This is a genomic window from Nocardia sp. bgisy134 (assembly GCF_965341865.1).
Lineage (GTDB): Bacteria > Actinomycetota > Actinomycetes > Mycobacteriales > Mycobacteriaceae > Nocardia.
This window is the reverse complement of sequence record NZ_CBDQZP010000006.1, coordinates 227219-249285: the sequence shown is the minus strand read 5'-3', so window position 1 is coordinate 249285 and position 22067 is coordinate 227219. Positions and strand designations below refer to the sequence as shown.

The 22067-nt window shown below is 69.8% G+C and carries 26 protein-coding genes and 1 riboswitch; of the genes, 15 read left to right on the top strand and 11 right to left on the bottom strand.

The features are described 5' to 3' along the window. Positions 1-16: 16 nt before the first annotated feature. Complete coding sequence (locus ACRWNM_RS13790; RefSeq protein WP_431967279.1) at positions 17-2338, bottom strand: histidine kinase; 2322 nt, start codon at positions 2336-2338, stop codon at positions 17-19. Positions 2339-2507: 169 nt separating this feature from the next. Between ACRWNM_RS13790 and ACRWNM_RS13785 the strand changes: the two genes are divergently transcribed. Beyond that, positions 2508-3593: an ABC transporter ATP-binding protein gene (locus tag ACRWNM_RS13785; RefSeq protein WP_431967277.1), complete on the top strand. Its 1086-nt coding sequence runs from the start codon at positions 2508-2510 to the stop codon at positions 3591-3593. Further along, a complete protein-coding gene (locus tag ACRWNM_RS13780) occupies positions 3590-4438 on the top strand; it encodes an ABC transporter permease (protein WP_431967275.1) in 849 nt (282 codons plus the stop codon). Before ACRWNM_RS13785 ends, ACRWNM_RS13780 begins: the two co-directional genes overlap by 4 nt. A gap of 157 nt (positions 4439-4595) precedes the next feature. Here ACRWNM_RS13780 and ACRWNM_RS13775 read toward each other — a convergent pair whose 3' ends face one another. Then, on the bottom strand, positions 4596-5204 hold the full coding sequence (locus ACRWNM_RS13775; RefSeq protein ID WP_431967273.1) for a TetR/AcrR family transcriptional regulator: 609 nt from the start codon (positions 5202-5204) through the stop codon (positions 4596-4598). Positions 5205-5305: 101 nt separating this feature from the next. On the opposite strand from ACRWNM_RS13775, the gene ACRWNM_RS13770 reads away from it, so the two are divergent. From ACRWNM_RS13770 to ACRWNM_RS13755, 4 genes are all read left to right on the top strand, one after another. Continuing rightward, entirely contained in the window at positions 5306-5953 is a 648-nt protein-coding gene (locus tag ACRWNM_RS13770) for an FMN-dependent NADH-azoreductase (protein WP_431967271.1), read from the top strand. Position 5954: 1 nt separating this feature from the next. After that, on the top strand, positions 5955-6275 hold the full coding sequence (locus tag ACRWNM_RS13765) for a DMT family transporter (protein WP_431967269.1): 321 nt from the start codon (positions 5955-5957) through the stop codon (positions 6273-6275). Between the two features lie 60 nt (positions 6276-6335). Further along, positions 6336-6791, top strand: a complete 456-nt coding sequence (locus tag ACRWNM_RS13760; protein ID WP_431967267.1) for an SRPBCC family protein — start codon at positions 6336-6338, stop codon at positions 6789-6791. 90 nt (positions 6792-6881) lie between these two features. Beyond that, positions 6882-7322 (top strand): OsmC family peroxiredoxin, encoded by a 441-nt coding sequence (locus ACRWNM_RS13755; protein ID WP_431967265.1) that lies wholly within the window; start codon positions 6882-6884, stop codon positions 7320-7322. 46 nt (positions 7323-7368) lie between these two features. On the opposite strand, the gene ACRWNM_RS13750 is transcribed toward ACRWNM_RS13755, so the two are convergent. The 4 genes from ACRWNM_RS13750 to mhuD form a co-directional block, all read right to left on the bottom strand. Next, positions 7369-7833, bottom strand: a complete 465-nt coding sequence (locus tag ACRWNM_RS13750; RefSeq protein ID WP_431967263.1) for a hypothetical protein — start codon at positions 7831-7833, stop codon at positions 7369-7371. 35 nt (positions 7834-7868) lie between these two features. After that, positions 7869-8702 carry a CbtA family protein gene (locus tag ACRWNM_RS13745; RefSeq protein ID WP_431967261.1) on the bottom strand — a complete coding sequence of 278 codons (834 nt, stop codon included), beginning with the start codon at positions 8700-8702 and terminating at the stop codon, positions 7869-7871. Further along, positions 8693-8887, bottom strand: coding sequence for a CbtB domain-containing protein (locus ACRWNM_RS13740; protein ID WP_068055493.1), 195 nt, complete (start codon positions 8885-8887; stop codon positions 8693-8695). Before ACRWNM_RS13740 ends, ACRWNM_RS13745 begins: the two co-directional genes overlap by 10 nt. Before the next feature lie 67 nt (positions 8888-8954). Next, positions 8955-9136: riboswitch (cobalamin riboswitch) on the bottom strand. A gap of 54 nt (positions 9137-9190) precedes the next feature. After that, on the bottom strand, positions 9191-9508 hold the full coding sequence (mhuD, locus tag ACRWNM_RS13735) for a mycobilin-forming heme oxygenase MhuD (protein ID WP_431967259.1): 318 nt from the start codon (positions 9506-9508) through the stop codon (positions 9191-9193). Positions 9509-9579: 71 nt separating this feature from the next. Between mhuD and ACRWNM_RS13730 the strand changes: the two genes are divergently transcribed. Continuing rightward, entirely contained in the window at positions 9580-10323 is a 744-nt protein-coding gene (locus ACRWNM_RS13730; protein WP_431967257.1) for an alpha/beta fold hydrolase, read from the top strand. Between the two features lie 24 nt (positions 10324-10347). Here ACRWNM_RS13730 and ACRWNM_RS13725 read toward each other — a convergent pair whose 3' ends face one another. Then, positions 10348-11274, bottom strand: coding sequence for an A/G-specific adenine glycosylase (locus ACRWNM_RS13725; RefSeq protein WP_431967255.1), 927 nt, complete (start codon positions 11272-11274; stop codon positions 10348-10350). Positions 11275-11373: 99 nt separating this feature from the next. Here ACRWNM_RS13725 and ACRWNM_RS13720 point away from each other — a divergent pair, with 99 nt between their 5' ends. Together ACRWNM_RS13720 and ACRWNM_RS13715 are read left to right on the top strand one after the other, a co-directional pair. Further along, positions 11374-11997: a carbonic anhydrase gene (locus ACRWNM_RS13720; protein WP_431967253.1), complete on the top strand. Its 624-nt coding sequence runs from the start codon at positions 11374-11376 to the stop codon at positions 11995-11997. A gap of 123 nt (positions 11998-12120) precedes the next feature. Then, a complete protein-coding gene (locus ACRWNM_RS13715; protein WP_431967251.1) occupies positions 12121-12777 on the top strand; it encodes a hypothetical protein in 657 nt (218 codons plus the stop codon). Between the two features lie 6 nt (positions 12778-12783). On the opposite strand, the gene disA is transcribed toward ACRWNM_RS13715, so the two are convergent. The 3 genes from disA to ACRWNM_RS13700 all read right to left on the bottom strand — a co-directional run bounded on the left by disA (position 12784) and on the right by ACRWNM_RS13700 (position 16160). Next, a complete protein-coding gene (gene disA / locus ACRWNM_RS13710) occupies positions 12784-13905 on the bottom strand; it encodes a DNA integrity scanning diadenylate cyclase DisA (RefSeq protein WP_431967441.1) in 1122 nt (373 codons plus the stop codon). Between the two features lie 23 nt (positions 13906-13928). Beyond that, on the bottom strand, positions 13929-15329 hold the full coding sequence (radA, locus tag ACRWNM_RS13705; RefSeq protein WP_431967249.1) for a DNA repair protein RadA: 1401 nt from the start codon (positions 15327-15329) through the stop codon (positions 13929-13931). 114 nt (positions 15330-15443) lie between these two features. After that, the gene (locus tag ACRWNM_RS13700) at positions 15444-16160 is read right to left on the bottom strand and encodes a hypothetical protein (protein WP_431967247.1); all 717 of its coding nucleotides are present in this window, start codon (positions 16158-16160) and stop codon (positions 15444-15446) included. Positions 16161-16527: 367 nt separating this feature from the next. Between ACRWNM_RS13700 and carD the strand changes: the two genes are divergently transcribed. The 6 genes from carD to ACRWNM_RS13670 all read left to right on the top strand — a co-directional run bounded on the left by carD (position 16528) and on the right by ACRWNM_RS13670 (position 21086). Beyond that, entirely contained in the window at positions 16528-17016 is a 489-nt protein-coding gene (gene carD / locus ACRWNM_RS13695; RefSeq protein ID WP_040686206.1) for an RNA polymerase-binding transcription factor CarD, read from the top strand. A 2-nt stretch (positions 17017-17018) separates the two neighbouring features. Further along, on the top strand, positions 17019-17711 hold the full coding sequence (gene ispD / locus ACRWNM_RS13690) for a 2-C-methyl-D-erythritol 4-phosphate cytidylyltransferase (RefSeq protein ID WP_431967244.1): 693 nt from the start codon (positions 17019-17021) through the stop codon (positions 17709-17711). 13 nt (positions 17712-17724) lie between these two features. Further along, a complete protein-coding gene (gene ispF, locus ACRWNM_RS13685) occupies positions 17725-18192 on the top strand; it encodes a 2-C-methyl-D-erythritol 2,4-cyclodiphosphate synthase (protein ID WP_431967438.1) in 468 nt (155 codons plus the stop codon). 67 nt (positions 18193-18259) lie between these two features. Next, positions 18260-19663, top strand: coding sequence for a cysteine--tRNA ligase (gene cysS, locus ACRWNM_RS13680; RefSeq protein WP_431967242.1), 1404 nt, complete (start codon positions 18260-18262; stop codon positions 19661-19663). Further along, positions 19663-20646, top strand: a complete 984-nt coding sequence (gene rlmB, locus ACRWNM_RS13675; protein ID WP_431967240.1) for a 23S rRNA (guanosine(2251)-2'-O)-methyltransferase RlmB — start codon at positions 19663-19665, stop codon at positions 20644-20646. Before cysS ends, rlmB begins: the two co-directional genes overlap by 1 nt. A 161-nt stretch (positions 20647-20807) precedes the next feature. Next, entirely contained in the window at positions 20808-21086 is a 279-nt protein-coding gene (locus tag ACRWNM_RS13670; protein ID WP_431967238.1) for a DUF4190 domain-containing protein, read from the top strand. Positions 21087-21119: 33 nt separating this feature from the next. On the opposite strand, the gene ACRWNM_RS13665 is transcribed toward ACRWNM_RS13670, so the two are convergent. Continuing rightward, on the bottom strand, positions 21120-21929 hold the full coding sequence (locus tag ACRWNM_RS13665) for an enoyl-CoA hydratase/isomerase family protein (RefSeq protein ID WP_431967236.1): 810 nt from the start codon (positions 21927-21929) through the stop codon (positions 21120-21122). Positions 21930-22067 lie beyond the last annotated feature (138 nt).

Here is a 22067-nt window from a genome sequence, read left to right as displayed (position 1 = left end):
GGTGCGCGCTCGTCCATCATGTCTCCGCGGTGTCTCCGGAAGGCGCTGAGCTGCGCGGACTCTGTTCGGTCGCGCTCGCGTGGCTGGGGGACGCCGGCGCGGAGCCGGTACGGACCTTCCGGTCGTCGGTCGCCGCGTCCGAGTCTCCGTCGTCGGGGGCCGTTCGGTCGTTGGTCGGGGTGTTGGAGTTTCCGGCGGTGGTGCCGTTGCGGGCTGTTCGGTCGTTGGTCGGGGTGTCGGAGTCTGCGGCGGTGGTGCCGTTGCGGGCTGTTCGGTCGTCGGTTGTGGTGTCCAAGTCCGCGTCGGTGGTGCCATTGTGGGCTGTTCGGTCGTTGGTTGCAGTGTTCGTATCTGCGGCGGTGATGCCGTTGCTGGCCTTCGGGTGGTCGGTCGAGGCGCCCGAGTTTCCGTCGGTGGTGCCGTTGCAGGCTGTTCGGTCGTTGGTTGCGGTGTCCGAGCCTGCGGCGGCGCTGTTGCGGGCCTGCGGGTTGTTGGTCGCGGTGTTCGAGTCTGCGACGGTGGTGCTGTTGCGGGCGTTCCGGTCGTCGGTCGCGGGATCCGTGGCTTTGGTGGCAGTGCAGTTGCGGGCCTGCGGGTCGTCGGTCGCGGGGCTCGTGTCTTCGGTGGCGGCGTCGTTCTGCGTTCGCGGCCCGATCGGGGCCTCCGCGTCGTCGGGGACCGGGCGCGCGGAGCCGTTGCGAACATTCGGGTCCGCGGAGTCGGCGACGGACGCGGTGACGTTCTGCGTTGCCGGTTCGGTCGCCTTGCCTGGGGACGAGATATCCGCGCCGCCGGAGGAGGCCGAGGCGGAGCCGTTGCGCTCCTTCTGTTCCGTTGTAGTGTCCGCCGAGACCCCGTTCCTCGCTGTCGCGGTCCCAGTCGCGGTCGTTGTCCCGGTCCCAGTCGCGGTCGTTGTCCCGGTCTCGGTCCCGGTCGTTGACCCGGTCGCCGGAGGCGCGGGTTCGGCGGGCCGGGACGATGGTTCGGCGGGCCGGGGTGCGGGACGCTGCACGGGCTCGGTCTGGCTGGGCAGCCGGGCCGCGACCCGGAATCCGCCGCTGGGCCGCGGGCCCGCGGTGAGCGCGCCGCCGAGGGCGTGTGCCCGCTCGCGCATGCCAATGATGCCGTTGCCGCCGCTCGAACCGGACCGGAGCACGGGCGCGGTGGGACGGGTGTTGTCGATGGTGAGATCCACCGAACCGGCGGCGTAGCGGACGGTGACCGTCGCGCTCGCGCCGGGTGCGTGGCGCACCACGTTGGTCAGGGATTCCTGGATGATCCGGGCCGCGGCCACATCGATCACACTGGGCAGCTTCTGCGGTTCGCCGATCACGCGGGTCTGCACGGTCAGTCCGGCGTCGCGAGCCCGCTGGAGCAGCGTGTCCAGATCTGCGATGCTGGGGGCGGGCGCGCGCGGCGCTTCCTGCTTGCGGGCCGGTGCGGCGTTGCGCGGCAGCCTGCCGGAGTCCGCCGCGTCGGATTCCCGCCGTTCGCCGGCCGCGCCGCGCCGGACACCGCGGCGACCGCGCGAGGAACGGGCCGCCTCGATCGAATTCGCTTCGGGTTCGGGGTCATCCATCGTCGCACCGGTGCGGATGGTCTCCAGCAGCGTGTGCACCTCGGCGAGAGATTCCTTGCTTGCCGCCTTGATCGCGGCCAGCGCCGTCCGTGCCTGCTGCGGCCTCTTGTCGAACAGTTCCAGCGCCACCGAGGACTGCACGTTGATCAGCGAAAGACTGTGAGCCAGCACGTCGTGCAGTTCCCTGGCGATGGCCAGCCGCTCCTCGGTGGCGCGGCGTTCGCGCCGCAGCTGCTCGTCGCGCCGGGCGGCCTCCACGCGCTGCCTGCGGGCCTCCAGCGCGACCTTGCGCTGGCGCAACCCCTCGGCCGCGCCGACGAGCACGATCAGCCACGCCATGATCCCGAAGATCTGCCAGCCGTTCACCGATTTGCCGAGCAGCGCGGGCAGCGGCCAGACGAAGGCCGCGTAGCCGACGGGCATGAGCGGATATGTCCACCAACGGGATCCGATCGTCGCGGCGGTGAGGAAGGCGATCACCAGCGAAAGGAAGATCGGACCGTATCCGTAGCCGAGGGCCAGGTAGATCCCGCACGCGGCGAGCGTGACAACCAGCACCGGCAACGGCTGAGTGCGCCGGAAGAGCAATGCGATCGGCCCGGCGAGCAGCAGCAGGTAGCCGAGCACATCCAGCGACTGCGTGCCGGTCTGGTGCATATTGGCGCCGCGACTCCCGGCCAACTGGACTACCGCGACGATGAACGCGAGGCCCCAGTCCCATACGACCGAGCCACGATTCGCTATGCCTGGCGCACTCACCCTTGCAGCCTAAGCGGCCGACCGCCGATCGGCGTCCGTCACCGCACGTATTCCCCGCCTACGTCCGGGGCGCGGACGGAGGCGGCGGGTGGATCAGGTCGCGATACGTACGCCGGGCATCGCCGCGCGACGGATGCGTCGCACCAGCTCAGCGCGGGATTCTCGAGGCATGACGAATTCCATCGTGGTCACCTCCGGGCTGACCAAACGCTACGGAGAGCACCTCGCCGTCGACGATGTCGGCATGCGCGTCGCCGCGGGGGAGATCTACGGCTTCCTCGGCCCGAACGGCGCGGGCAAGACCACCACGCTGCGCATGCTGGCCGGGCTCATCCGGCCGAGCGCGGGCGTCGCGACCGTGCTCGGCGGCGCACCGGGCGACCCCGCGGTGCTGCGCCGGATCGGCGCCCTGATCGAGAGCCCCGGTTTCTACCCGTACCTCTCCGGCCGCGACAACCTGCGAGTTCTCGCGAAATATCGCGGGCTCGGCCGCCCTGAGGTGGCGGACGCGCTGGACCGCGTAGGCCTCGCCGATCGCGCCGACGACAAGTTCCGCACCTACTCCCTCGGCATGAAGCAGCGCTTGGGAGTCGGCGCGGCCCTGCTCGGCCGCCCCGATCTGCTGATCCTCGACGAGCCCACCAACGGCCTCGATCCAGCGGGAATGGCCGAAATGCGAGAGCTGATCACGGAATTGGCCGCCGACGGGCACACCGTGCTGCTGTCCAGCCACCTGCTGACCGAGGTGCAGGAAATCTGCGATCGAGTCGGCGTCATCTCCGGCGGCAAGCTCATCGCCGAGTCCACGGTGGCCGAATTACGCGGCGCCGCTTCCCTGTTGCTGCGCGCGGAGCCGATGGAATCGGCGATCGCGGCGGTGCGGGGCGCGCTCGGCGCGGAGGTGGTGCTACGCGTTGCCGATATAGCGCCCCGCGGCGGCGAATCCGCGCGGCGCAGTGACGAACTGCCGCTGCGGAAGGACGAGAGAGCGCTGCGCGGCAGCGAATTGCAGCTGAGCAGGGGTGAGGTAGCGCTGCGCGGCGAATCTGCGCTGCGCGAGGGGAGGGTGGCGCTTTCCGATGACGCAGCTGCACTGCTCGGCAGCGCGGGCATCCGCATCGAGGTGGACGCGAGTGCCGCGCCGGTGGTCGCCCGCGCTGTCATCGATGCCGGAGCCGATCTGTTCGAGCTGCGCGTGGACGAGAGGTCCCTGGAGGAAGTGTTCTTCGAGATCACCGAAGGAGCGATGCGATGACCGACCTGGTGGCGAGCGCCCGCGCGGAACTGTTGCGGCTGCGCGGTTGGCCCGCGTTCTGGATCGTGCTGGGGACGTGGATTCTGTTGAACCTCACGTTCTCCTACCTGTTCAACTATCTGGCCTACACCTCCGGCGAGCAGAGCGCGATGTCCGACGGGCTTCCGAAAGACGTGCTGCTGCAACAGATGTTGCCCGCGGCGGTGCCCGAGGTGTTCACCCAGGGCATGGCGATGTTCGGCGGCGCGCTCATGCTGATCCTCGGTGCGCTGGCCGTCGGGAGCGGATACGGCTGGGGCACCTGGAAGACCGTGCTCACCCAAGGGCCCTCGCGGTCGGCGGCGGTCGGCGGACTGCTGATCGGCCTGGCGTTGGTGGTCGTCGCGCTGGTGTGCGTGGCGTTCGCGGTGGACACCGGAGTGGCCGCCCTGATCGCGAGCACTGAGTCGCAATCCCTCGCGCTGCCGAGCGCGGCCCGCGTCTTCGACGGACTCCTCACCGGCACAGCCATTCTCGGCATGTGGACACTCGCGGGCGCCCTGATCGGCGCGCTCGCCCGCGGCCCCGCCCTCGCCGTCGGTCTCGGCCTGGTCTGGGTGCTGGTCGTGGAGAACCTCCTGCGCGCGACGTCCGCGATCTTCGCCCCGATCGCCGCGCTGACCGACCGCCTCCCCGGAACCGCCGCGGGCTCCCTCGCCGGGGCCATGCGCACGGTAGGCGGTCCGGCCACCCCCGGCGTCCTGGACACCTTGTCCCGCACCGAATCCCTGACTCTGCTGGCCCTCTACGCTGTCTTCTTCGCGGCGGCCACCCTCACCCTCATCCACCGCCGCGACCTGACCTGATCGGGAAGCCCAGCTTCGCAAAGGGTTTCCGCGCCTCGCAGGCCTTCCACGGTCCGCGAGGCGTGTATTCGATGTGCGACGCGCCGTGCTTGTTCTTCCATCGACAGTCGGCCCACCCAGGTCCGCGCTGCCGAAGCGCGGCGGGGTCTATCGGGGTCTATCGGGGTTTGTTCAGGAGTGCGTGGGCGATGTGGGTCAGGGCTTGGGCGATGGCCGACGGCGTGAGCCCGCGCTCGCGTTGTGCGGTGTAGACCTCGGCGGCGAGCGGGGCCAGCAGGGGATCGATCAGCGCGTCTGGTTCGTCGATGTTCGCCGCCAGCAGCAGTGCGCGGACGTGGGCGTACCAGAAGCCGTACGCGCCGGTGGTGAAGCGCGCACCGCCCGTTTCGGCGCCGAGCGCCAGGTGGGCGTGATTGTCGAGCAGTTCGACCATCGCCTCGTAGAAAGCGGCCAGGCGCTCGGCGGGGGGTGCGCCGGGCCCGAGCGGCGGGTCGCCGTGCAGCAGGCGCTCCTGGAGGGCGCGCTCGTGCTCGTCCAGTAGGGCGATGGCGATCGAATTCGTGTCGGGGTAGCGGCGGTACAGCGTGCCGCGGCCGACGCCGGCGGCTTTGGCGATGTCGTCCATGGTCACCGTGCGGGGATCGCGCCGGGCGAAGAGCTCCGCGGCGGCGGCGAGGACCTTGGCGCGGTTGCGTGCCGCGTCCGCGCGTTCGCTCGGCGGATGGTCGAGCGGAGCGCCGGTGAGCAGGTCGGATCGGGCATCCATGACAGCGACTCTAGCCGAATCCGGAATAAGTGGACAATCTGTCCGGTTGATTGTTAGCGTCGCAACTGGACGATGTGTCCGTTTGATTGAAGGGTTGAATCATGAGCACCTTGTTGCACCTCGACGCGAGCGCCCGGCGGCGCTCGATCAGCCGGGAGCTGAGCGCGGAGTTCGCCGCGGCCTGGCGGGCCGAACACCCGGACGGCGAGTACCGATACCGGGATCTCGCCGCGCGACCCGTGCCGTTCATCGGCGAGGCGTGGACCGAGCTGTGCGACGCGGTGCTCGCGCGCGGCGGCTTCGACCCTGCCGAGCTCGACGCACTGGTGACGACTCCGGCGCAGGCCGCGGCGCTCGAGGTTCTTCGCCCGCTCTTGGACGAGGTGCTCGCCGCCGACGTGATCCTGATCGGCACCCCGATGTACAACTACTCGATTCCCGCCGCGCTGAAGGCCTGGCTGGACCAGCTCACCTTCCCGCGAATGTCGCTGGGCCACCGTCGATTCGTGGTCGTCTCCGCGCGGGGCGGCAGCTATTCGCCCGGTGCGCCCAAGGCAGCCTTCGACTATCAGGAGCGCTATCTGCGCGACTTCTTCGCGGGCCACTTCGCGGTGACCGACACCGTTTTCGTGCACGCCGAACTGGCCAATTCGCGCCAGGACCCCGCGCTGGCCGACCGTCGCGCCGAACACGACGGCTCCTACGCGAAGGCGCTCGACACCGCGCGATCGCTCGGCGGGATGTACTGAAATGAACTGGCTGACATTGGGTCTCGCGGGTCTGGTCGAGATCGTCTGGTCGCAGAGCATCAAACCGACCGAGAACTTCACCCGGCCGCTGCCCACCCTGGTGTGCTTCGCGCTGGGCAGCCTGGCGGTGTATCTGCTGTCCAGGTCCATGCAGACATTGCCCGTCGGCACCGCCTACGCCGTGTTCACCGGCATCGGCGCGGTGGGCGCGATCGGTCTCGGCATCGTCGTGCACCGTGACCCGCTCAGCGCGGGCCGGGTGCTCGCGCTCGCGCTGATCCTCGGCGGCATCGTGCTGGCGAGGGTGACCAATCCCGAGTGACCGCAGCCGGTCACGGGGCAAATGCTGTGGGGGCTGGGGCCGCGCGGGTATGGTCCGGTGATGGTCGACCAGTCAGTTCGCCTCCCGGATCTGTCCACACGGCCCCACGAGCTCACCGTGGAGCGGGTGATGAAGTCATCGCCCGGCCTGCTCTACGCCGCGTGGACGCAGGGGTTCGACATCTGGTTCGCCGCCCCGGATTCGGTGCGGATGAGGCCCGAGGTGAACGAGCCGTTCTTCTTCGAGACCGAATTCGAGGGCAGGCGCAACCCGCACTACGGGCGCTTCTTGCGGCTGGAGCCCGAGCGCCTCGTCGAGCTGACCTGGGTCACCGGCGAAGGCGGCACCGAGGGCGCCGAGACCGTGGTGAGCGTGCAGTTCCTCAAACAACCGCGCGGCATCCGGCTTCGCCTGCGCCACGCCGGGTTTGCGAGCGAGGCGGCCCGAGACCGGCACCGCGAAGCGTGGCCGCAGGTGCTCGAGCAGCTCGACAGCAAGCTCGGCGCGATCGGCTGACGGCTGGCTCGCCGAAGCGGTGCCCGTGGTCTCGGGTGTGCGGGTAGGTTCTAGCGTGCGAAGTTCGGCTCACTTGGTGAAAGGACAATGATGCCAACACGTACCGCCCGCACCGCATGGACCGGTGGTCTCCAGGACGGCTCCGGTCAGGTCGAGCTGGCCAGTTCGGGCGTCGGCAAGTACGACGTCTCGTTCCCGAAGCGTTCCGCGGAGTTCGCCGATGGCACCACCAGCCCCGAGGAACTGATCGCGGCCGCGCACTCCTCCTGCTACGCCATGGCGCTCTCGGCGCAGATCGGCAACGCGGGCGGCACTCCCGAGAGCCTCGACGTGACCGCCGACGTCACCCTCGGCCCCGACCCGGCGGGCGGCTTCCGCATCACCGCGATCAAGCTGACCGTCCGCGGCCGGGTCTCCGGTCTGGACGCCGCCGGATTCCTGGCCGCCGCCGAGGCCGCCAAGGCGGGCTGCCCGGTCTCCAAGGCGCTGGCGGGCGTGGACACCATCAGCCTGGACGCCGCCCTGGCGTGACCGCTTGATTCTCCGCACCTCTCGCGTCGGCGGGAAGTGCGGGGAGTCATGGGGTCGCGCGGCGGGCGAAGTACTCGCGAGCGCCGGGTGCGTACATGGCGGGAATCGCGACGAGCACGGCGAGCACGTGGATCGCGCGCAGGGTTCCGAGGGTGAGCGAGCTCGCGGTGACAGAAAGGTCGAGCCCGTCGGCCGCGAGCGTCGTCAGCGGTTCGACGAGCAGCGAGGCCAGACCGAGGACGCCGAGGCCGAGCGCGAGCGCGAGCCTGGCGATCCGGCCGCCGCGCGTCATCCGCACCACGACCGTGAACACGACGAGGTAGATCGCGCCGCGCACAGCCGATTCGAGGGCGAGGCCCGATACGTCGGCGTCCGGGCGATCGAGCGTCATCGCCGCCCGCGCCAGCGCCTCGGCGACCCCGGCGAGCAGGGCGACGACGAAAGCCGCGGCGGCCAGCGCCACCGGACGCGGTACAGCGCGGGTGGAACGAAAAAGGGCAGTGCCGGTCATGAAACCGACACTGCCCCAGATCTTCTGGACGCGGATCAGCCCGCGGTAGCGACCTCACCCCGTACCGGGGTGCTAGTGCGCTGCGCGAACTCGGTGAGCGCCGCGAATCCGAGACCGAGCGCCGCCCACAGCGTGGCGGAGACGGCCAGCGACGCGACCCGGAACTGCCACAGCAGGCTCGGCGGGAAGTCGGCGGCCACCTCGTCGACACCGGGCAGCAGGACGTAGCCCAGCGTGGTGATCAGCGCGAACGCCGCCGCACCCGCGATCAGCCGGACGGTGTCCAGCTGCCCGCGCAGCAGCTTGTACGCGTACACCGCGGCGCCCACGGCCGCGAGGCCGAGCAGCACCGAGGCCACCCAGAGCAGGGTGCGATCGTTGATGGTCTCCGGATCGCCGACCGCGGGCGGGTTCGCCGGGTACTTGAAGAACGGCACCGCGACGATCGCGGCCCAACCCGCTACTCCGAGTCCGATCGCGAGTTTCGGACCGGACAGGTCGGTGTGGCGCCGCGCGAAATGCGCGACCGAGGCGAAGATCGCGCCGAAGGCGAGACCGCTGAGGCCGAGCGCGAGGAACTGCCCGAACTTCTGTCCGGACCGGCTGACCAGCGGCTCCTCCTCGTCACCGTGGGAGTGGCCCGCGGCGGGTTCTTCGGGAGCGTGGTGCGACTCCTCGGTGGCCGCGTTCGCCTCTTCGATGGCGATGGCGGCGTCGACCTTGGGTTCGCCGACGAAATAGCCCACTGTGGCGGCCAGCAGGCCGGCGATCAGACCGGCGAGCAGGCCGCGCAGCAGCAGGGTTTTGAGGGAATCTGCCGGGGGGACGGCAGCCGACGGAGTCGGCGGGGTGGGTTGATTCAGTGGCACGGAACACCCAGCAAGTGACGTCCGTCGTGCATCAGCTCGTGCATGAACATCCCGCTGCGCGAGATGGCGCCCTGATCGAAGCCGACCAGGTACAGCGTGAGCAGTGCGAGAAGAACGACACCTACCGTGACGAGCACGGTTGCCAGAGATTCGGTTGCCCGGCTCGGTGTATGCGCGATGGCCATTCGAGTCCTCCTAGGGATACGTCCCGACCGGACTTCGCGTCCGGGGGAACGCTTTCGCGTCCCGTGAGATGGGTGGTGCGACGGTGCCGGTGTCTGGCTTTCCGGCACCGCGCCCGCCCCGGCCTGCACGGCTGGGACCGGACTCGATGCGTGGAACACAGTGGCGCGACCGCTCCGGAATCACACCGGAATTACCGCATCACCCTCGCTTGGTCACCTCGAACTGTGACACCATCGTGCGCCCGTCGTCAACACGATCGAAACCTGTTGACCACGGTGTGGGCGAGTCGTTACCCGTTCGGTTCAGGACGCGGGCTTGGCCGCGACGTCGAGGACGACCTCGAATTCGAGCAGCGAAGCGCCGGTGGCGACCGGCTTCTTGTCGCCGCTGCCCGCGTGTGCGGCGCGCGCGGGACCGTCCCGCCACGCGGCGAAGGATTCCTCGGAATCCCACTGGGTCACGACGAAGTAGCGGTTCTCGCCCGCGATCGGGCGCAGCAACTGGAAGCCGAGGAAGCCGGGCGAGTTCTCCACCGCATGCGCGCGGTGCGCGAAGCGCTTCTCCAGCTCGGGTCCTGCGCCTTCGGGGACCTCGATCGCGTTGATCTTCACAACAGCCATGACCTCGACAATACGTCGCCCGTGCGCGGGCGGGCGCGCGCCGGGACGAGCCCGGGGGCACAATCGAGCCGATGTGGTACGACGAAGGCGGAGCAGGCGTCCCGATCCTGCTGCTGCACGGATTGATGGGCAGCGCACGCACCTGGGGCGATCAGCTGGACTGGCTGCGCCGCCACGGGCACGTCTACACCTTCGACGCGGCGGGCCATGGTCGGCCGGCGCCGCAGGAACTGACCACCGAGGCGTTCGTCGCCGATCTCGCCGAAGCCACCGAGGAGATCACCGAGCCGATAGTGGTCATCGGTCATTCGATGGGGGCGCTGCACGGCTGGGTCTTCGCCGCGCAGTATCCGGAGCGGGTGCGCGCGCTGGTGGTCGAGGACATCGCCCCCGATTTCACCGGCCGCACCGCCGCCGACTGGGCCGCCATGATCGAGGCGTGGCCGCAGCCGTTCCCGGACGCCGAGTCGGTGCTCGAGTACTTCGGGCCGGTCGCCGGGCGCTACTTCCTGAACTCCTTCGAGCACGGGCCGGACGGGTACCGGCTGCACGGCTCGGTCGCGACCTTCCGTGACATCTCCGAAGAGTGGGGCACCCGCCATTTCTGGGAGCAGTGGCGGGCGGTGCGCGTCCCGGTGCTGCTCATCGAGGGCGAGCACACCATCACCCCGGCCGGGCAGATGCGAGAGATGGCCGCGACCAATCCGAACGCGGAGTACGTGCTGATCCCGGACGCCGGGCATCTGGTCCACGACGATCAGCCGGAGCGCTACCGCGCCGAGGTGGAGCGCTTTCTCGGCCGGGTTCTGGCCTGATCCGCGCCGCGACCTGCGGCGCCGCTAACTATCTCCCTCACCGGCGAGTGCGAACAGCCCGTCGGCCGTCTGCTCGATCAACCCATCGATCAGCAGCGAATCCAGCGCCCGGTCGCGTTGGCCGGGATCCCGGGTCCAGGCCAGGTCGAGGCGCATCCGTTCCACCGGGCCGCTCGCGGCGCGCAGCACATCGAGCAGGCGGCCGCGCGCCTGGCGGTCGGTGCCCTCGTACTTCTGGGTGCGGCGCACCACCTCCGACACCGGACGGCCCGCGGTCACCCAGGCGCAGACGGGCAACGGGCATCGCGCGCAGTCGGGCGTGCGCGCGGTGCACACCGTCGCGCCGAGCTCCATCAGCGCCGCGGAAAACCGTGCGGCGCGGTCGATTTTCGCGGGCAGCAGTGCCTCGGTCTCGGCCAGGTCGCGTGCCGCGGGGTTGCCCGCCTCGGCGCGGCCGTGCACGGCGCGCGCGACCACCCGGCGCACGTTGGTGTCCACCACCGGCACGCGCTGGCCGTAGGCGAAGCAGGCGACCGCCCGCGCGGTGTACGCGCCGATGCCCGGCAGCCCGAGCAGCACGTCCACGTCGGCGGGGACCTCGTCGCCGTGTTCGGCCGCGAGCACCCGCGCGCACTCGTGCAGCCGCAGCGCCCGCCGCGGATAGCCGAGCTTGCCCCATGCGCGCAGCACCTCGGCCTGGGAGGACGCGGCCATCGCCGACGGCACCGGCCAGCGCGCCACCCACTCCAGCCAGATCGGCTCGACCCGCACCACCGGCGTCTGCTGCAGCATGATCTCGCTCATCAAGATCTGCCACGCGGTGACGCCGGGGCGTCGCCACGGCAGGTCGCGGGCGGTCTCGGTGTACCAGTCCAACAGCGCGTCGGGGTCGATGCCGCGATCGCCGGGTTGTTGCCGGGCCGGGGTGGCCCGACCAGTGCCGCTACGCATTGCCCTCACCGTCTCCGCCGCTCGGCGGACAGTCCATATTTGCCGACCCGTAACGAAACCGACTCGCTGGTAGCGAACGCGTTGTGCACAATGGTCGGTATGTCTGATTCAAACCCGATCAGCGCCTGGAAGTCCCTCCGCGAGGGCAACGAGCGTTTCGTCAACGGCACGCTGTTGCATCCTAGTCAGGGGGCTGCCGACCGGGCGAAGCTCGTCGGCGGTCAGCATCCTTCCGCCATCGTGTTCGGTTGCGGCGACTCGCGTGTGGCGGCGGAGTTGATCTTCGACCAAGGGCTCGGCGACATGTTCGTCGTGCGCACCGCGGGCCACGTGGTGGACAGTTCGGTGCTCGGCTCGATCGAGTACGGCGTGCAGGTCCTGAACGTGCCGCTGATCGTGGTCCTCGGACACGACAGCTGCGGCGCGGTGAAAGCGACCATCGACGCGCTCGACGGCGGCGAGGTGCCAGGCGGATTCATCCGCAGCGTCGTCGAGAAGGTGTCGCCCTCCATCCTGATCGGCCGCCGCGAGGGCCTCTCCAGCGTGGACGAGATGGAGGCCAGGCACGTCGTGGAGACCAGCAGGCTGCTGATGCAGCGGTCGATGATCATTTCCCAGCGGGTCGCGACCGGCGAGCTGGCCATCGCCTGTGTGACTTACAAACTGGCCGAAGGTCAGGTCCAATTGCAGCGTGTCGTCGGCAACATCGGCGAGGTCGTCTGAACCGGTTCCGTGCGGAGTTTCCCCAGCGTGCCGGGTGTCATACACCCGGCACCGTGGCGTCGTCCCATCCGACACGCCGAGGTCCTGAGACACCGCGCCCGGTGCTGCCCGTAAGTTTGAATCGTGCTGGAACCGACTGGACCGCTGCCTCCGGAGATCTACTGGCGTCGTCGCGTTTTCGCCATCGGGATCCTGGTCGTGGCGCTCGCGCTGGTGATTTGGCTGGCGGTGATGGCCGTCCGCGGTGGCGGCTCGCCCGGTGACGCCAAACCGGTCGCGTCGAGTTCGACCTCGTCGGTGAAGAAGTCGGGCGATGCGGCCAAGTCCCCGGCCGACGCGCCGAAGTCTTCGGGAAGTCCGGTGCCGAGCGCGGTTCCGGCGGCGGCGGGGCAGTGCCCCGATCAATCGCTCGCGGTGAAGGTGACCGTCGAGCAGCCCACCTATAAGGCGGGTGAGCAGCCGGTGTTCGGCATCGTGATCACCAACATCTCCTCGGTGACCTGCTCGCGCGATGTCGGCTCCGGGCTGCAGCAGATCTCGGTGTACACCCTCGACGGCAGCCGCAGGCTGTGGTCGAGCACGGACTGCTACCCGGACGGTCAGCCCGACGTGCGCAACATGAATCGCGGTGAACAGGCCGCGTTCCAGGTCACCTGGTCCGGCTCCACCTCGCAACCGAATTGCGCGGGCGAGCGTGTTCCGGTCCCGCCAGGGGCGTATTCGGTTGTCGCGCAATTAGGTTCGGTGCGCAGCGCGGCCGAGCCGTTCAACATCGCCTGAGCGGCTTCACCGGTTCCGGTCGAACGAATTGTCCACGCCCGCTTCGGCGAGGCGGGTCAGTCCCTCGCGAATCTGCCGCGCCCTCGGCACCCCGATCCCGTCGACGGACTGTAGATCGCTCGCGGTGGCCACGAGCAGCCCCTGCAACGAGCCGAACGAGTCGACCAGCGATTCGATGTGGGTGAAGCGCAGCCGGGGGATCCGGGTGAGCACCCGGTAGCCGCGCGGACGCATCGGCAGGTCGAGCGCCTCGATGGTGTTCGGATGGCCGAACGGCGCGGCCAGATTGGTGAGGTCGAGCAGTTCGGCGTCGGTGAGCAGGTCGAGGCCCGCCAGCGCGCGATCCACCGTGGCCGGGGCGGGCTCGTCCGCCAGGTAGTCGCGGATGAGCAGCTCGCGAAGCCACGCGCTGTCGCCGACCAGATCCTCCAATTGCAGCGCGAGCTGGCGACCGTCCGCCCCGAGTTCCAGCACGCTCTGCTCGATCTCCTTGGCCAGGCGGCGCACCAGTTCCAGGCGCTGGGCCGCGGACAACGCGTCGCGCAGGGTGACGACGTTCTCGATCTCGCTCTCGGAGAGTTGCTCGCACACCTGATCCAGGCGGGCCTTGTAGCGCTCCAGCGTGCCGAGCGCCTGGTTCGCCCTGCCCAGGATGGTGGCCGAGGGCTCGACCAGATGGCGCACGTCGTCGACGTACAGCGTCACCGTGCGCATCGACTTGCTCACCGCGATCACCGGGTAGCCGGTCTGGGCGGCCGTCCGTTCCGCGGCTCGATGCCGGGTGCCGGATTCCGCGCTCGGCAGGTTCGGATCGGGCACCAGGTGCACGTTGGCGCGCAGGATGCGGGCGCCGTCGGTGGAGAGCACCACCGCGCCGTCCATCTTCGACAGCTCGCGCAACCTGGTCGGCGCGAATTCGACGTCCAGCTCGAAGCCGCCGTCGCAGAGGCGCTCGACGTCGTCGTCGTGGCCGAGCACGATCAGGCCGCCGGTGCGGCCGCGCTGAATGCGTTCCAGTCCGTCCCGCAGCGGCGTGCCCGGCGCGAGCCTGGTGACGATCTCGGCGAGCCGGTTCCTGGTGACCGGGACCTGAGGACGGGGCGCGACGGGGGCCGGCTTGCCGAGCAGATACGCGGCCCACCGCCCCGGAATCACTCGGCCGCCTCGGTCCGTGCCGCCCGCCGCGCCCGCAGACCGCTGATCCGCAACGCCGAGCCGACGTCGGTCACCTCGTGAATCTTCATGCCCCCGCCCTTCACTCGATCCAGCCCCGGCGGCACCAGCGCGGTGGTGAACCCGAGTCGCTGAGCCTCGGCAAGCCTACGTGCCAGGCCGGTCACTTTGCGTACCTCTCCCGCGAGGCCGACCTCGCCGAGTATCACCCAGCCCGGCGGCAGCGCGGTGTCGGATTCGGCGCTGGCGATGGCCAGCGCGATGGCCAGGTCGGCGGCGGGTTCGACGAGCCGCATCCCGCCGACTGTCGCCGCGTAGACGTCGTGCTTGCCGAGGAAGACCCGGCCGCGGCTCTGCAACACCGCGAGCACCATGGCGACTCGGTTGTAGTCGAGCCCGCTGACCGCGCGGCGCGGCGCCGGAATCTCGGTCTTCACCGTCAAGCCCTGTACCTCGCCGACCAGCGGCCGTTTGCCATCCATCGCGACGGTGACCGCGGTGCCGGGCACCGAATCGGTGCGGTGGTGCAGGAACAGCCCCGACGGGTCGTCGACGCCCGCGATGCCGTCCTCGTGCAACTCGAAGCAGCCCACCTCGTCGGCGCTGCCGAAGCGGTTCTTGATGCCGCGCACCATGCGCAGCGTGGAGTTCCTGTCGCCCTCGAACTGCAAGACCACGTCCACCAGGTGTTCGAGGGTGCGCGGGCCCGCCACGTTGCCGTCCTTGGTCACGTGCCCCACCAGCAGCACGGCGATTCCGCTCGCCTTGGCCAGCGAGGTGAGCGCCGCCGTCACCGCGCGCACCTGGGTGACGCCGCCGATGACCCCGTCCACGTCCGGCGCGAGCATGGTCTGCACGGAGTCGACCACCAGCAGCGTCGGCCGCACCTGCTCGACGTGTCCGAGCACGATCGACAGATCCGACTCAGCGGCCAGGTACACCCGTTCGTGCACCGCGCTGGTGCGGTCCGCGCGCAGCCGGACCTGCCCTGCGGACTCCTCGGCCGTCACGTACAGCGACTTCTCGTCGCGCTGCTTCGCCCACCGGTGCGCGACCTCGAGCAGCAGCGTCGACTTGCCGACACCGGGTTCGCCGGAAAGCAGCACCACCGAGCCCGCGACCACCCCGCCGCCGAGCACCCGGTCCAGCTCGCCGACACCGGTCGGCCTCGCCTTGGTGACCTTCGAATCGATTGTGGAGATCGGGGCCGCCGCGGTGCTCGGCAGCATGGCGCGCCTCCCCGGCGCAGCGGCCGACGCGGCCGAGACGGCCACCTCGTCCACCGTGCCCCACGCCCCGCAGTCCGGGCACTTGCCCACCCACTTCGCCACCTCGTGCGAGCAGGCGGAGCACCGGAAGATCGGCTTTATCTTTGCCACAGGCGCACCTTACGTACCGGGCCCGACAGATCCCCGCCGGACGTGGCGGGTATAGAAAAGGCTGCCGCACCGGGTGCGACAGCCTTCGTTCTCGGTCCGCGTCGGACGGACGGCTCAGTGGCCGCCGCCGTGGGCGCCGCCTTCGGCCGGGCCCGACTTGTCGGACTCGTGGCGCTCGGCCTCGGTGCCCGCGTCGACCGGCACCTGGACCTGGACGGTGCCGTTCTCCTTGAAGTTGAACGAGACGGTGTAGGTCAGGCCGGGGGTGATGTCCTTGGTCAGACCGGTGATCTCGATGGTGGCGGGCTTGGCCTCGGGATCGGCGGTCTTCTGTCCGGTCGGCTGCGCGCCGTGGCTGTCCGAACCGTGGGTGTCGGTGCCGTGGGTGTCGGTGCCGTGCGAGTCGGTCGCGCTCTTGTCGCTGTGCTGGGCGGACGCCGCGACGACGGTCTGCTGCGGCTCCAGCTTCACCGCGGACTGACCCGACGGCGGGGTGATCTTCACCGGGCCGAGGTCGGTGGTGACGCTGGTGAGCTCGTCGGTGACGGTCTCGCTGTTGTTCACGATGGACAGCGCGATGAGCGCCTTGCCGCCCTTGACGTTGGTGTAGCCCTCGGACGGGTACACGATGTGCACGTTCCGCAGCGAGATGTCCTCGACCTCGGCGTTGTTGCCGTTGACCGCCGGGGCCTGGTTCGCGGTCTGGGAGACCTGACCCGCGCCGCAGCCGGACAGGGCGAGCGCCGCGCCCGCGGCGAGTGCGGCGACAGTCACCATGAGACGGGGCTTCCGCGCCACCGACGAGGCGGTCACAGCTTTCAGGGCAGTCACGGGTTGTCCTCCATGTCGACCGGGATCACTCCGCTACGGAGAGTAGTAACTAGGCAGCGTAGTAGTCGACCCAGGGGACCCATCGGTCGGGCCGGGATCTCGGCCCGGCGACACCGCCGACGGTCGGCATCCGTTGCATAACGGTTCGGTGGCCCGGCGGTGCGGTTGCGGGCCGAGTGCGGAGGCGCCTGGCGGGACACGGGCAAGGTGGCGCCGGTGGATAACTCGTTCTGGCACAACGTAATGCACAACGACCGGGTTCTGTCAACCCCCTCGGTCCGCTCGTTGTGGCCCTGACCTGCACAGTTGATCGCGCCGTTATCGAGTCGCATGTTAAACTGTGAACATCGAAAGGGGCACGGGACACATGATTTTTAAGGTCGGAGACACCGTCGTTTACCCCCACCACGGAGCGGCGCTGATCGAAGCAATCGAGACTCGCACCATCAAGGGTGTGCAAAAAGAGTATCTGGTCCTGAAGGTCGCCCAAGGCGATCTGACTGTTCGCGTACCCGCGGAAAACGCCGAATATGTCGGCGTGCGCGATGTCGTGGGCCAGGAGGGTCTCGACCGGGTCTTTCAGGTGCTGCGCGCGCCGCACACCGAGGAGCCGACCAACTGGTCTCGCCGCTACAAGGCCAACCTGGAGAAGCTCGCCTCCGGCGATGTGAACAAGGTGGCCGAGGTCGTCCGCGACCTGTGGCGTCGGGAGCAGGATCGTGGGCTGTCCGCCGGCGAGAAGCGCATGCTGGCGAAGGCCCGCCAAATCTTGGTCGGTGAACTCGCGCTTGCCGAGGGTACCGATGACGGCAAGGCCGAGACGCTGCTCGACGAGGTTCTCGCAGCGGCTTCCTGACCGTGAACAACTCTGACAGCGACAGTCCTGTCGTTGCCTTGGTTCCTGCCGCCGGCCGCGGCGTTCGTTTGGGCGAGAACATGCCCAAGGCGTTCGTCGCAGTCGGCGGTACACCCATGGTCCGGCTGGCCGTGGACGGCCTGCTGGCCTCCGGGGCGGTAGACCGGATCATCGTGATCGTCCCCGCCGAACTGGCCGAGAGCGCAGTCGCCCTGCTGCCGCCCTCGGACGCGGTGCGCGTGGTCGTCGGCGGCGCCGAGCGCACCGATTCGGTGCGCGCCGGTCTCGCCGCCGCGCCGGACGCGGGATATTTCCTGGTGCACGACGCCGCCCGCGCGCTCACCCCGCCCGAGTTGATCGCCCGGGTCGCGGCCGAGTTGCGGGCGGGTCATCGAGCGGTGGTTCCCGCCCTTCCAGTCGTCGACACCGTCAAGTCCGTCGACCCGGACGGCGTGGTGACCGGCACCCCCGATCGCGCCGCGCTGCGGGCGATCCAGACCCCGCAGGGCTTCGCCGCCGAGCTCCTGCACGCCGCCTACGAGACGAACGTGCTCGCGACCGACGACGCCGGACTCGTCGAGCGGCTCGGTGCCGAGGTGCGCACCATTCCCGGCGACCCGATGGCCTTCAAGATCACCACCCCGCTGGACCTCATGCTCGCCGAGACGGTGTGCAACGCGGCGCGCAGCGTATGAGAACGTCGTGACCATGCGAGTTGGTATCGGCAGCGACGTGCACCCCCTCGAACCCGGTCGTCCGTGCTGGATGGCGGGTCTGCTGTTCGACGGCGCCGACGGCTGCGCGGGCCACTCCGACGGCGACGTCGCCGCGCACGCGCTCTGTGACGCATTGCTCTCCGCGGCCGGGCTGGGTGATGTGGGCGCGGTGTTCGGTACGGGCCGCCCCGAGTGGGAGGGCGTCTCCGGCGCGACGATGCTGACCGAGGTACGCAGGCTGCTCGACGAGGCAGGATTCGACATCGTCAACGCTGCGGTGCAGGTCATCGGCAATAAACCGAAGATCGGGCCGCGTCGCGCCGAGGCGCAGCGGGTGCTGGGCGAACTGCTCGGCGCCCCGGTCTCGGTGTCGGGAACCACCACCGACGGGCTCGGTCTGACCGGACGCGGGGAGGGTGTCGCCTCGATCGCCACCGCGTTGCTACAAGCCCGCATATAGCACCACAGCGGGGTTTGGTCGAGCCGGGGGACGAACGCCCTGCTACGACCGGCTAAGATCGGCTGCCGTGACACTGCGCCTTTTTGACACCGAACGCCGAACCATGCGCGATTTCGCGCCGCTGGTTCCCGGCCGTGCTTCGGTGTACCTCTGTGGCGCCACCGTGCAGGGGGAACCTCATATCGGTCACGTGCGCAGCGGCGTCGCGTTCGACGTGCTGCGCCGCTGGCTGCTGGCCCACGACTACGACGTGTACTTCATCCGCAACGTCACCGATATCGACGACAAGATTCTGAACAAGGCCGCCGAGGCGGGCCGTCCGTGGTGGGAGTGGGCGGCGACCTACGAGCGCGCCTTCGACCGGGCCTACCAGATGCTCGGCGTGCAGCCGCCGTCCGCGGAGCCGCGGGCCACCGGCCACATCACCCAGATGGTCGATCTGATGCAGCGGCTCATCGACCGCGGGCACTCCTACGCCTCCGAGGGCAACGTCTACTTCGACGTGCAGAGCTACCCGGACTACGGCAAGCTGTCCGGCCACCGGCTCGACGACGTGCACCAGGGCGAGAGCGCGGGCGCGGGCAAGCGCGACCCGCGCGATTTCACGCTGTGGAAGGCGGCCAAGCCCGGCGAGCCGAGCTGGCCCTCGCCGTGGGGCCCCGGCCGCCCCGGCTGGCACCTGGAGTGCTCGGCCATGGCCGAGTTCTACCTCGGTCCGGAATTCGATATCCATTGCGGCGGTATGGATCTGGTGTTCCCGCACCACGAGAACGAGATCGCCCAGTCCAAGGCCGCGGGCGACGGATTCGCGCAGTACTGGCTGCACAACGGCTGGGTGACCATGGGCGGCGAGAAGATGTCCAAGTCGCTCGGCAATGTGCTTTCCGTGCCGAACGTGCTGAAAAAGGTTCGCCCCGTTGAACTTCGGTTCTACCTCGGCAGCGCGCACTACGGGTCGATGCTGGAGTACTCGGACAAGGCGCTGTACGACGCCGCGGCCTCCTACCAGCGCATCGAGGCGTTCATCCACCGGGTCACCGAGCGGGTCGGCGAGATCCCGGTCGGCAAGTGGACCGACGCGTTCGCCGAGGCGATGGACGACAACCTGGCCGTGCCGCGCGCGCTTGCCGAGGTGCATCACGTGGTGCACGAGGGCAACAAGGCGCTCGAGGTGGGTGCGGTCGACACCGCGCGGGAGCTGGCCGGGCAGGTGCGGGCCATGCTGAACATCCTCGGGGTGTGCCCGTTCGACCCGCAGTGGTACAGCCCGGAAGACAACTCGGCGGCGCAGGAGGCGCTCGACGTGCTGGTCGGCGCCGAGCTCGACCGTCGTCAACAGGCCCGCGCCGACAAGGATTGGGCCACCGCCGACGCCGTGCGCGACCGCCTCGTCGCCGCGGGCATCGAGGTGACCGACACCGCCGAGGGACCCCAGTGGTCACTGGGCAGCGGGCGCGGAAAGGCGAACTGATGGCAGGGAATTCGCAGCGCCGCGGCGCGGTGCGCAAGACAGGAAGCAAGAAGGGCGCGGTCGTCGGTTCCGGCGGCAAGCGCAGGCGCGGGCTCGAGGGGCGCGGCGCCACACCGCCCGCCGAGGCGCGGACCAAGCATCCCGCGGCCAAACGCGCCAAGGCCCAGGCCAAGGCGGCGGCTCAGGGACGCCCGACCGGTCGCGCGGGTGCGGCGGGCCGCCCCGCGGGTCGCAAGACCGAGGACGGTCCCGAGTTGGTGCTCGGCCGCAACCCGGTGGTCGAATGTCTGCGCGCGGGCGTCCCGGCGACGGCGCTGTTCGTCGCGGTCGGCACCGAGAACGACGAGCGGCTCACCGAGAGCGTGCAGACCGCCGCCAACGCGGGCATCTCCATCCTCGAGGTGCCGCGCACCGATCTGGACCGGATGAGCAACAGCGGCATGCACCAGGGTGTTGCCCTGCAGGTGCCGCCGTACCGCTACGCCCACCCGGACGATCTGGTGGACCGGGTGCGCGGCTCGGCCGAGCCCGCGTTGCTCGTCGCGCTGGACAACATCTCCGATCCGCGCAATCTCGGCGCGGTGATCCGCTCCGTGGCGGCGTTCGGCGGCCAGGGCGTGCTCATCCCGCAGCGGCGCAGCGCCAGCGTCACCGCCGTCGCGTGGCGCACCAGCGCGGGCGCCGCGGCCAGGCTCCCGGTCGCGCGGGCCACGAATCTGACTCGCACGCTGAAGGATTGGGCCAACCAGGGCTTCCAGGTGGTCGGCCTGGACATGGGCGGCGACACCACGCTCGACGAGTTCGACGGCACCGCGCCGACGGTGATCGTGGTCGGCTCCGAGGGCAAGGGGCTTTCGCGCCTGGTCAGGGAGAACTGCGACAGCATCCTGAGCATCCCGATGGCGGGGGCAGTCGAGTCGCTGAACGCGTCGGTGGCGGCAGGCGTCGTGCTCGCCGAGATCGCTCGTCAGCGCCGCGCTTGACGATTCGCGCGCGGGGCCGAAAGCCCGTACGCGACAAATGATTCGAGGAGGAGGGGCCACCGCGCCGGATGGCCCACTTCCAGGCCGCGGCGAAACGCCCCGTGCCTTGCGCGATCCGCAAAATACGCGGAGATCCCTGGGAGCCCCGTAGAATTCGGCGAGTGGTGATACCCAACCAGCCCATCGGTTCGCCGGTCGAGCATCCGAATGCCACGGCCGTGTTGTTTCTCGGCGCGGCAAGCATCCTGTGCTGCGGGGCGCTCGGCCCGGTGGCGTGGGCGTTGGGCAAGCGCGCCCTCGACCAGATCGAGCAGTCCGGCGGCGCGATCGGCGGCCGCGCCCAGGTGTTGGTCGGCTACATCCTCGGCGTCGTCGGCACCGTGCTGATGGTCCTGATGGCGATCGCGTTCCTACTGATCACGCTGGGCGGCAACGCTTAGCGACTGCCGGATGTAGTCCGTCACGGCCCCAGCTCAGTCGAGGATCGGCCGCTCGGCGTCGGCGCTGCTGTCCCAGGTGGGCCATTCGGAACTGATGCTCCCGGTCCAGTTGGGCTGCCTTCGGTCGCGGAACGCGGCCATCGCCTCTCCGCCGTCGACGCTCTTGCCGACGTGGGCGTTGAGTTCCGACTCGAGCTGACCGACCATGGCAGGGCTCATCCCGAGGCCCTCCCAGAGCAGGCGCTTGGACAACGCCACGGGCAGCGGCGCCGAACCGTTGACCAGATCGTGCGCCACCGACAGCGCGGTATCCAGCACCTCGCTGCCCGCGAGGCACGCGTTGGCCAGGCCCATCGCCTTGGCCTCGTCACCGTCGAAGGTGCGGCCCGTCAGCATGATGTCGGCGGCATTGGCCATGCCGACCAGCCTGGGCAGGGTCCAGTGCGCGTAGCCGTCGGCGAGCACACCGCGGCGCACCTGGTTCAGCCCGTATACCGCGTCGCGCGCCATGTACCGCAGATCGCATTGCAGCGCCAGTGCCAGCCCGATGCCGACCGCGTGCCCGTTGACCGCGGCGATCACGGGCTTGCGCACCCGCCACGGCGCAGGCTCGATGGTGGCGCTGACCTCGCCCACCCGATTCGATAGATCCGCGCCCGCGCAGAACGCGGGCGGCGTCCCGGTGATCACGACCGCTCGGATCGCATCCTCGCTGTCGCAGCGTTGCAGCGCCGCACCGAGCTCAGCGGCCATGGCCGGAGTGAAGGCATTCTGCTGGGCGGGCCGGTTGAGCGTGAGGACGGCGATGCCCGAAGAGACATCGACGAGCAATTCCGAACTCATGCCACAGGATGGTAACGGGTGTGTTGTCGGCGCGCTGGCACTGTGCTGTTGGCGCGCTGGCGCGCGCGGGTTCGCGGCCCCTTGTGTCTCGCGTCCCAGCAGCCGAGATTCGCGCCTGCGGCGCATGCATCTCGGCCG

What these genes read in the sequence shown, in the direction of transcription:
- ACRWNM_RS13730 (WP_431967257.1), top strand. Translation starts at nt 9,580, where the DNA reads ATGTGGTACGACGAAGGCGGAGCAGGCGTCCCGATCCTGCTGCTGCAC.
- ACRWNM_RS13720 (WP_431967253.1), top strand. Translation starts at nt 11,374, where the DNA reads ATGTCTGATTCAAACCCGATCAGCGCCTGGAAGTCCCTCCGCGAGGGC.
- ACRWNM_RS13780 (WP_431967275.1), top strand. Translation starts at nt 3,590, where the DNA reads ATGACCGACCTGGTGGCGAGCGCCCGCGCGGAACTGTTGCGGCTGCGC.
- carD (WP_040686206.1), top strand. Translation starts at nt 16,528, where the DNA reads ATGATTTTTAAGGTCGGAGACACCGTCGTTTACCCCCACCACGGAGCG.
- ACRWNM_RS13785 (WP_431967277.1), top strand. Translation starts at nt 2,508, where the DNA reads ATGACGAATTCCATCGTGGTCACCTCCGGGCTGACCAAACGCTACGGA.
- ACRWNM_RS13760 (WP_431967267.1), top strand. Translation starts at nt 6,336, where the DNA reads ATGGTCGACCAGTCAGTTCGCCTCCCGGATCTGTCCACACGGCCCCAC.
- mhuD (WP_431967259.1), bottom strand. Translation starts at nt 9,508, where the DNA reads ATGGCTGTTGTGAAGATCAACGCGATCGAGGTCCCCGAAGGCGCAGGA.
- ACRWNM_RS13750 (WP_431967263.1), bottom strand. Translation starts at nt 7,833, where the DNA reads ATGACCGGCACTGCCCTTTTTCGTTCCACCCGCGCTGTACCGCGTCCG.
- ACRWNM_RS13765 (WP_431967269.1), top strand. Translation starts at nt 5,955, where the DNA reads ATGAACTGGCTGACATTGGGTCTCGCGGGTCTGGTCGAGATCGTCTGG.
- ACRWNM_RS13770 (WP_431967271.1), top strand. Translation starts at nt 5,306, where the DNA reads ATGAGCACCTTGTTGCACCTCGACGCGAGCGCCCGGCGGCGCTCGATC.
- rlmB (WP_431967240.1), top strand. Translation starts at nt 19,663, where the DNA reads ATGGCAGGGAATTCGCAGCGCCGCGGCGCGGTGCGCAAGACAGGAAGC.
- ACRWNM_RS13740 (WP_068055493.1), bottom strand. Translation starts at nt 8,887, where the DNA reads ATGGCCATCGCGCATACACCGAGCCGGGCAACCGAATCTCTGGCAACC.
- ACRWNM_RS13725 (WP_431967255.1), bottom strand. Translation starts at nt 11,274, where the DNA reads ATGCGTAGCGGCACTGGTCGGGCCACCCCGGCCCGGCAACAACCCGGC.
- ispF (WP_431967438.1), top strand. Translation starts at nt 17,725, where the DNA reads ATGCGAGTTGGTATCGGCAGCGACGTGCACCCCCTCGAACCCGGTCGT.
- ACRWNM_RS13755 (WP_431967265.1), top strand. Translation starts at nt 6,882, where the DNA reads ATGCCAACACGTACCGCCCGCACCGCATGGACCGGTGGTCTCCAGGAC.
- ACRWNM_RS13775 (WP_431967273.1), bottom strand. Translation starts at nt 5,204, where the DNA reads ATGGATGCCCGATCCGACCTGCTCACCGGCGCTCCGCTCGACCATCCG.
- ACRWNM_RS13665 (WP_431967236.1), bottom strand. Translation starts at nt 21,929, where the DNA reads ATGAGTTCGGAATTGCTCGTCGATGTCTCTTCGGGCATCGCCGTCCTC.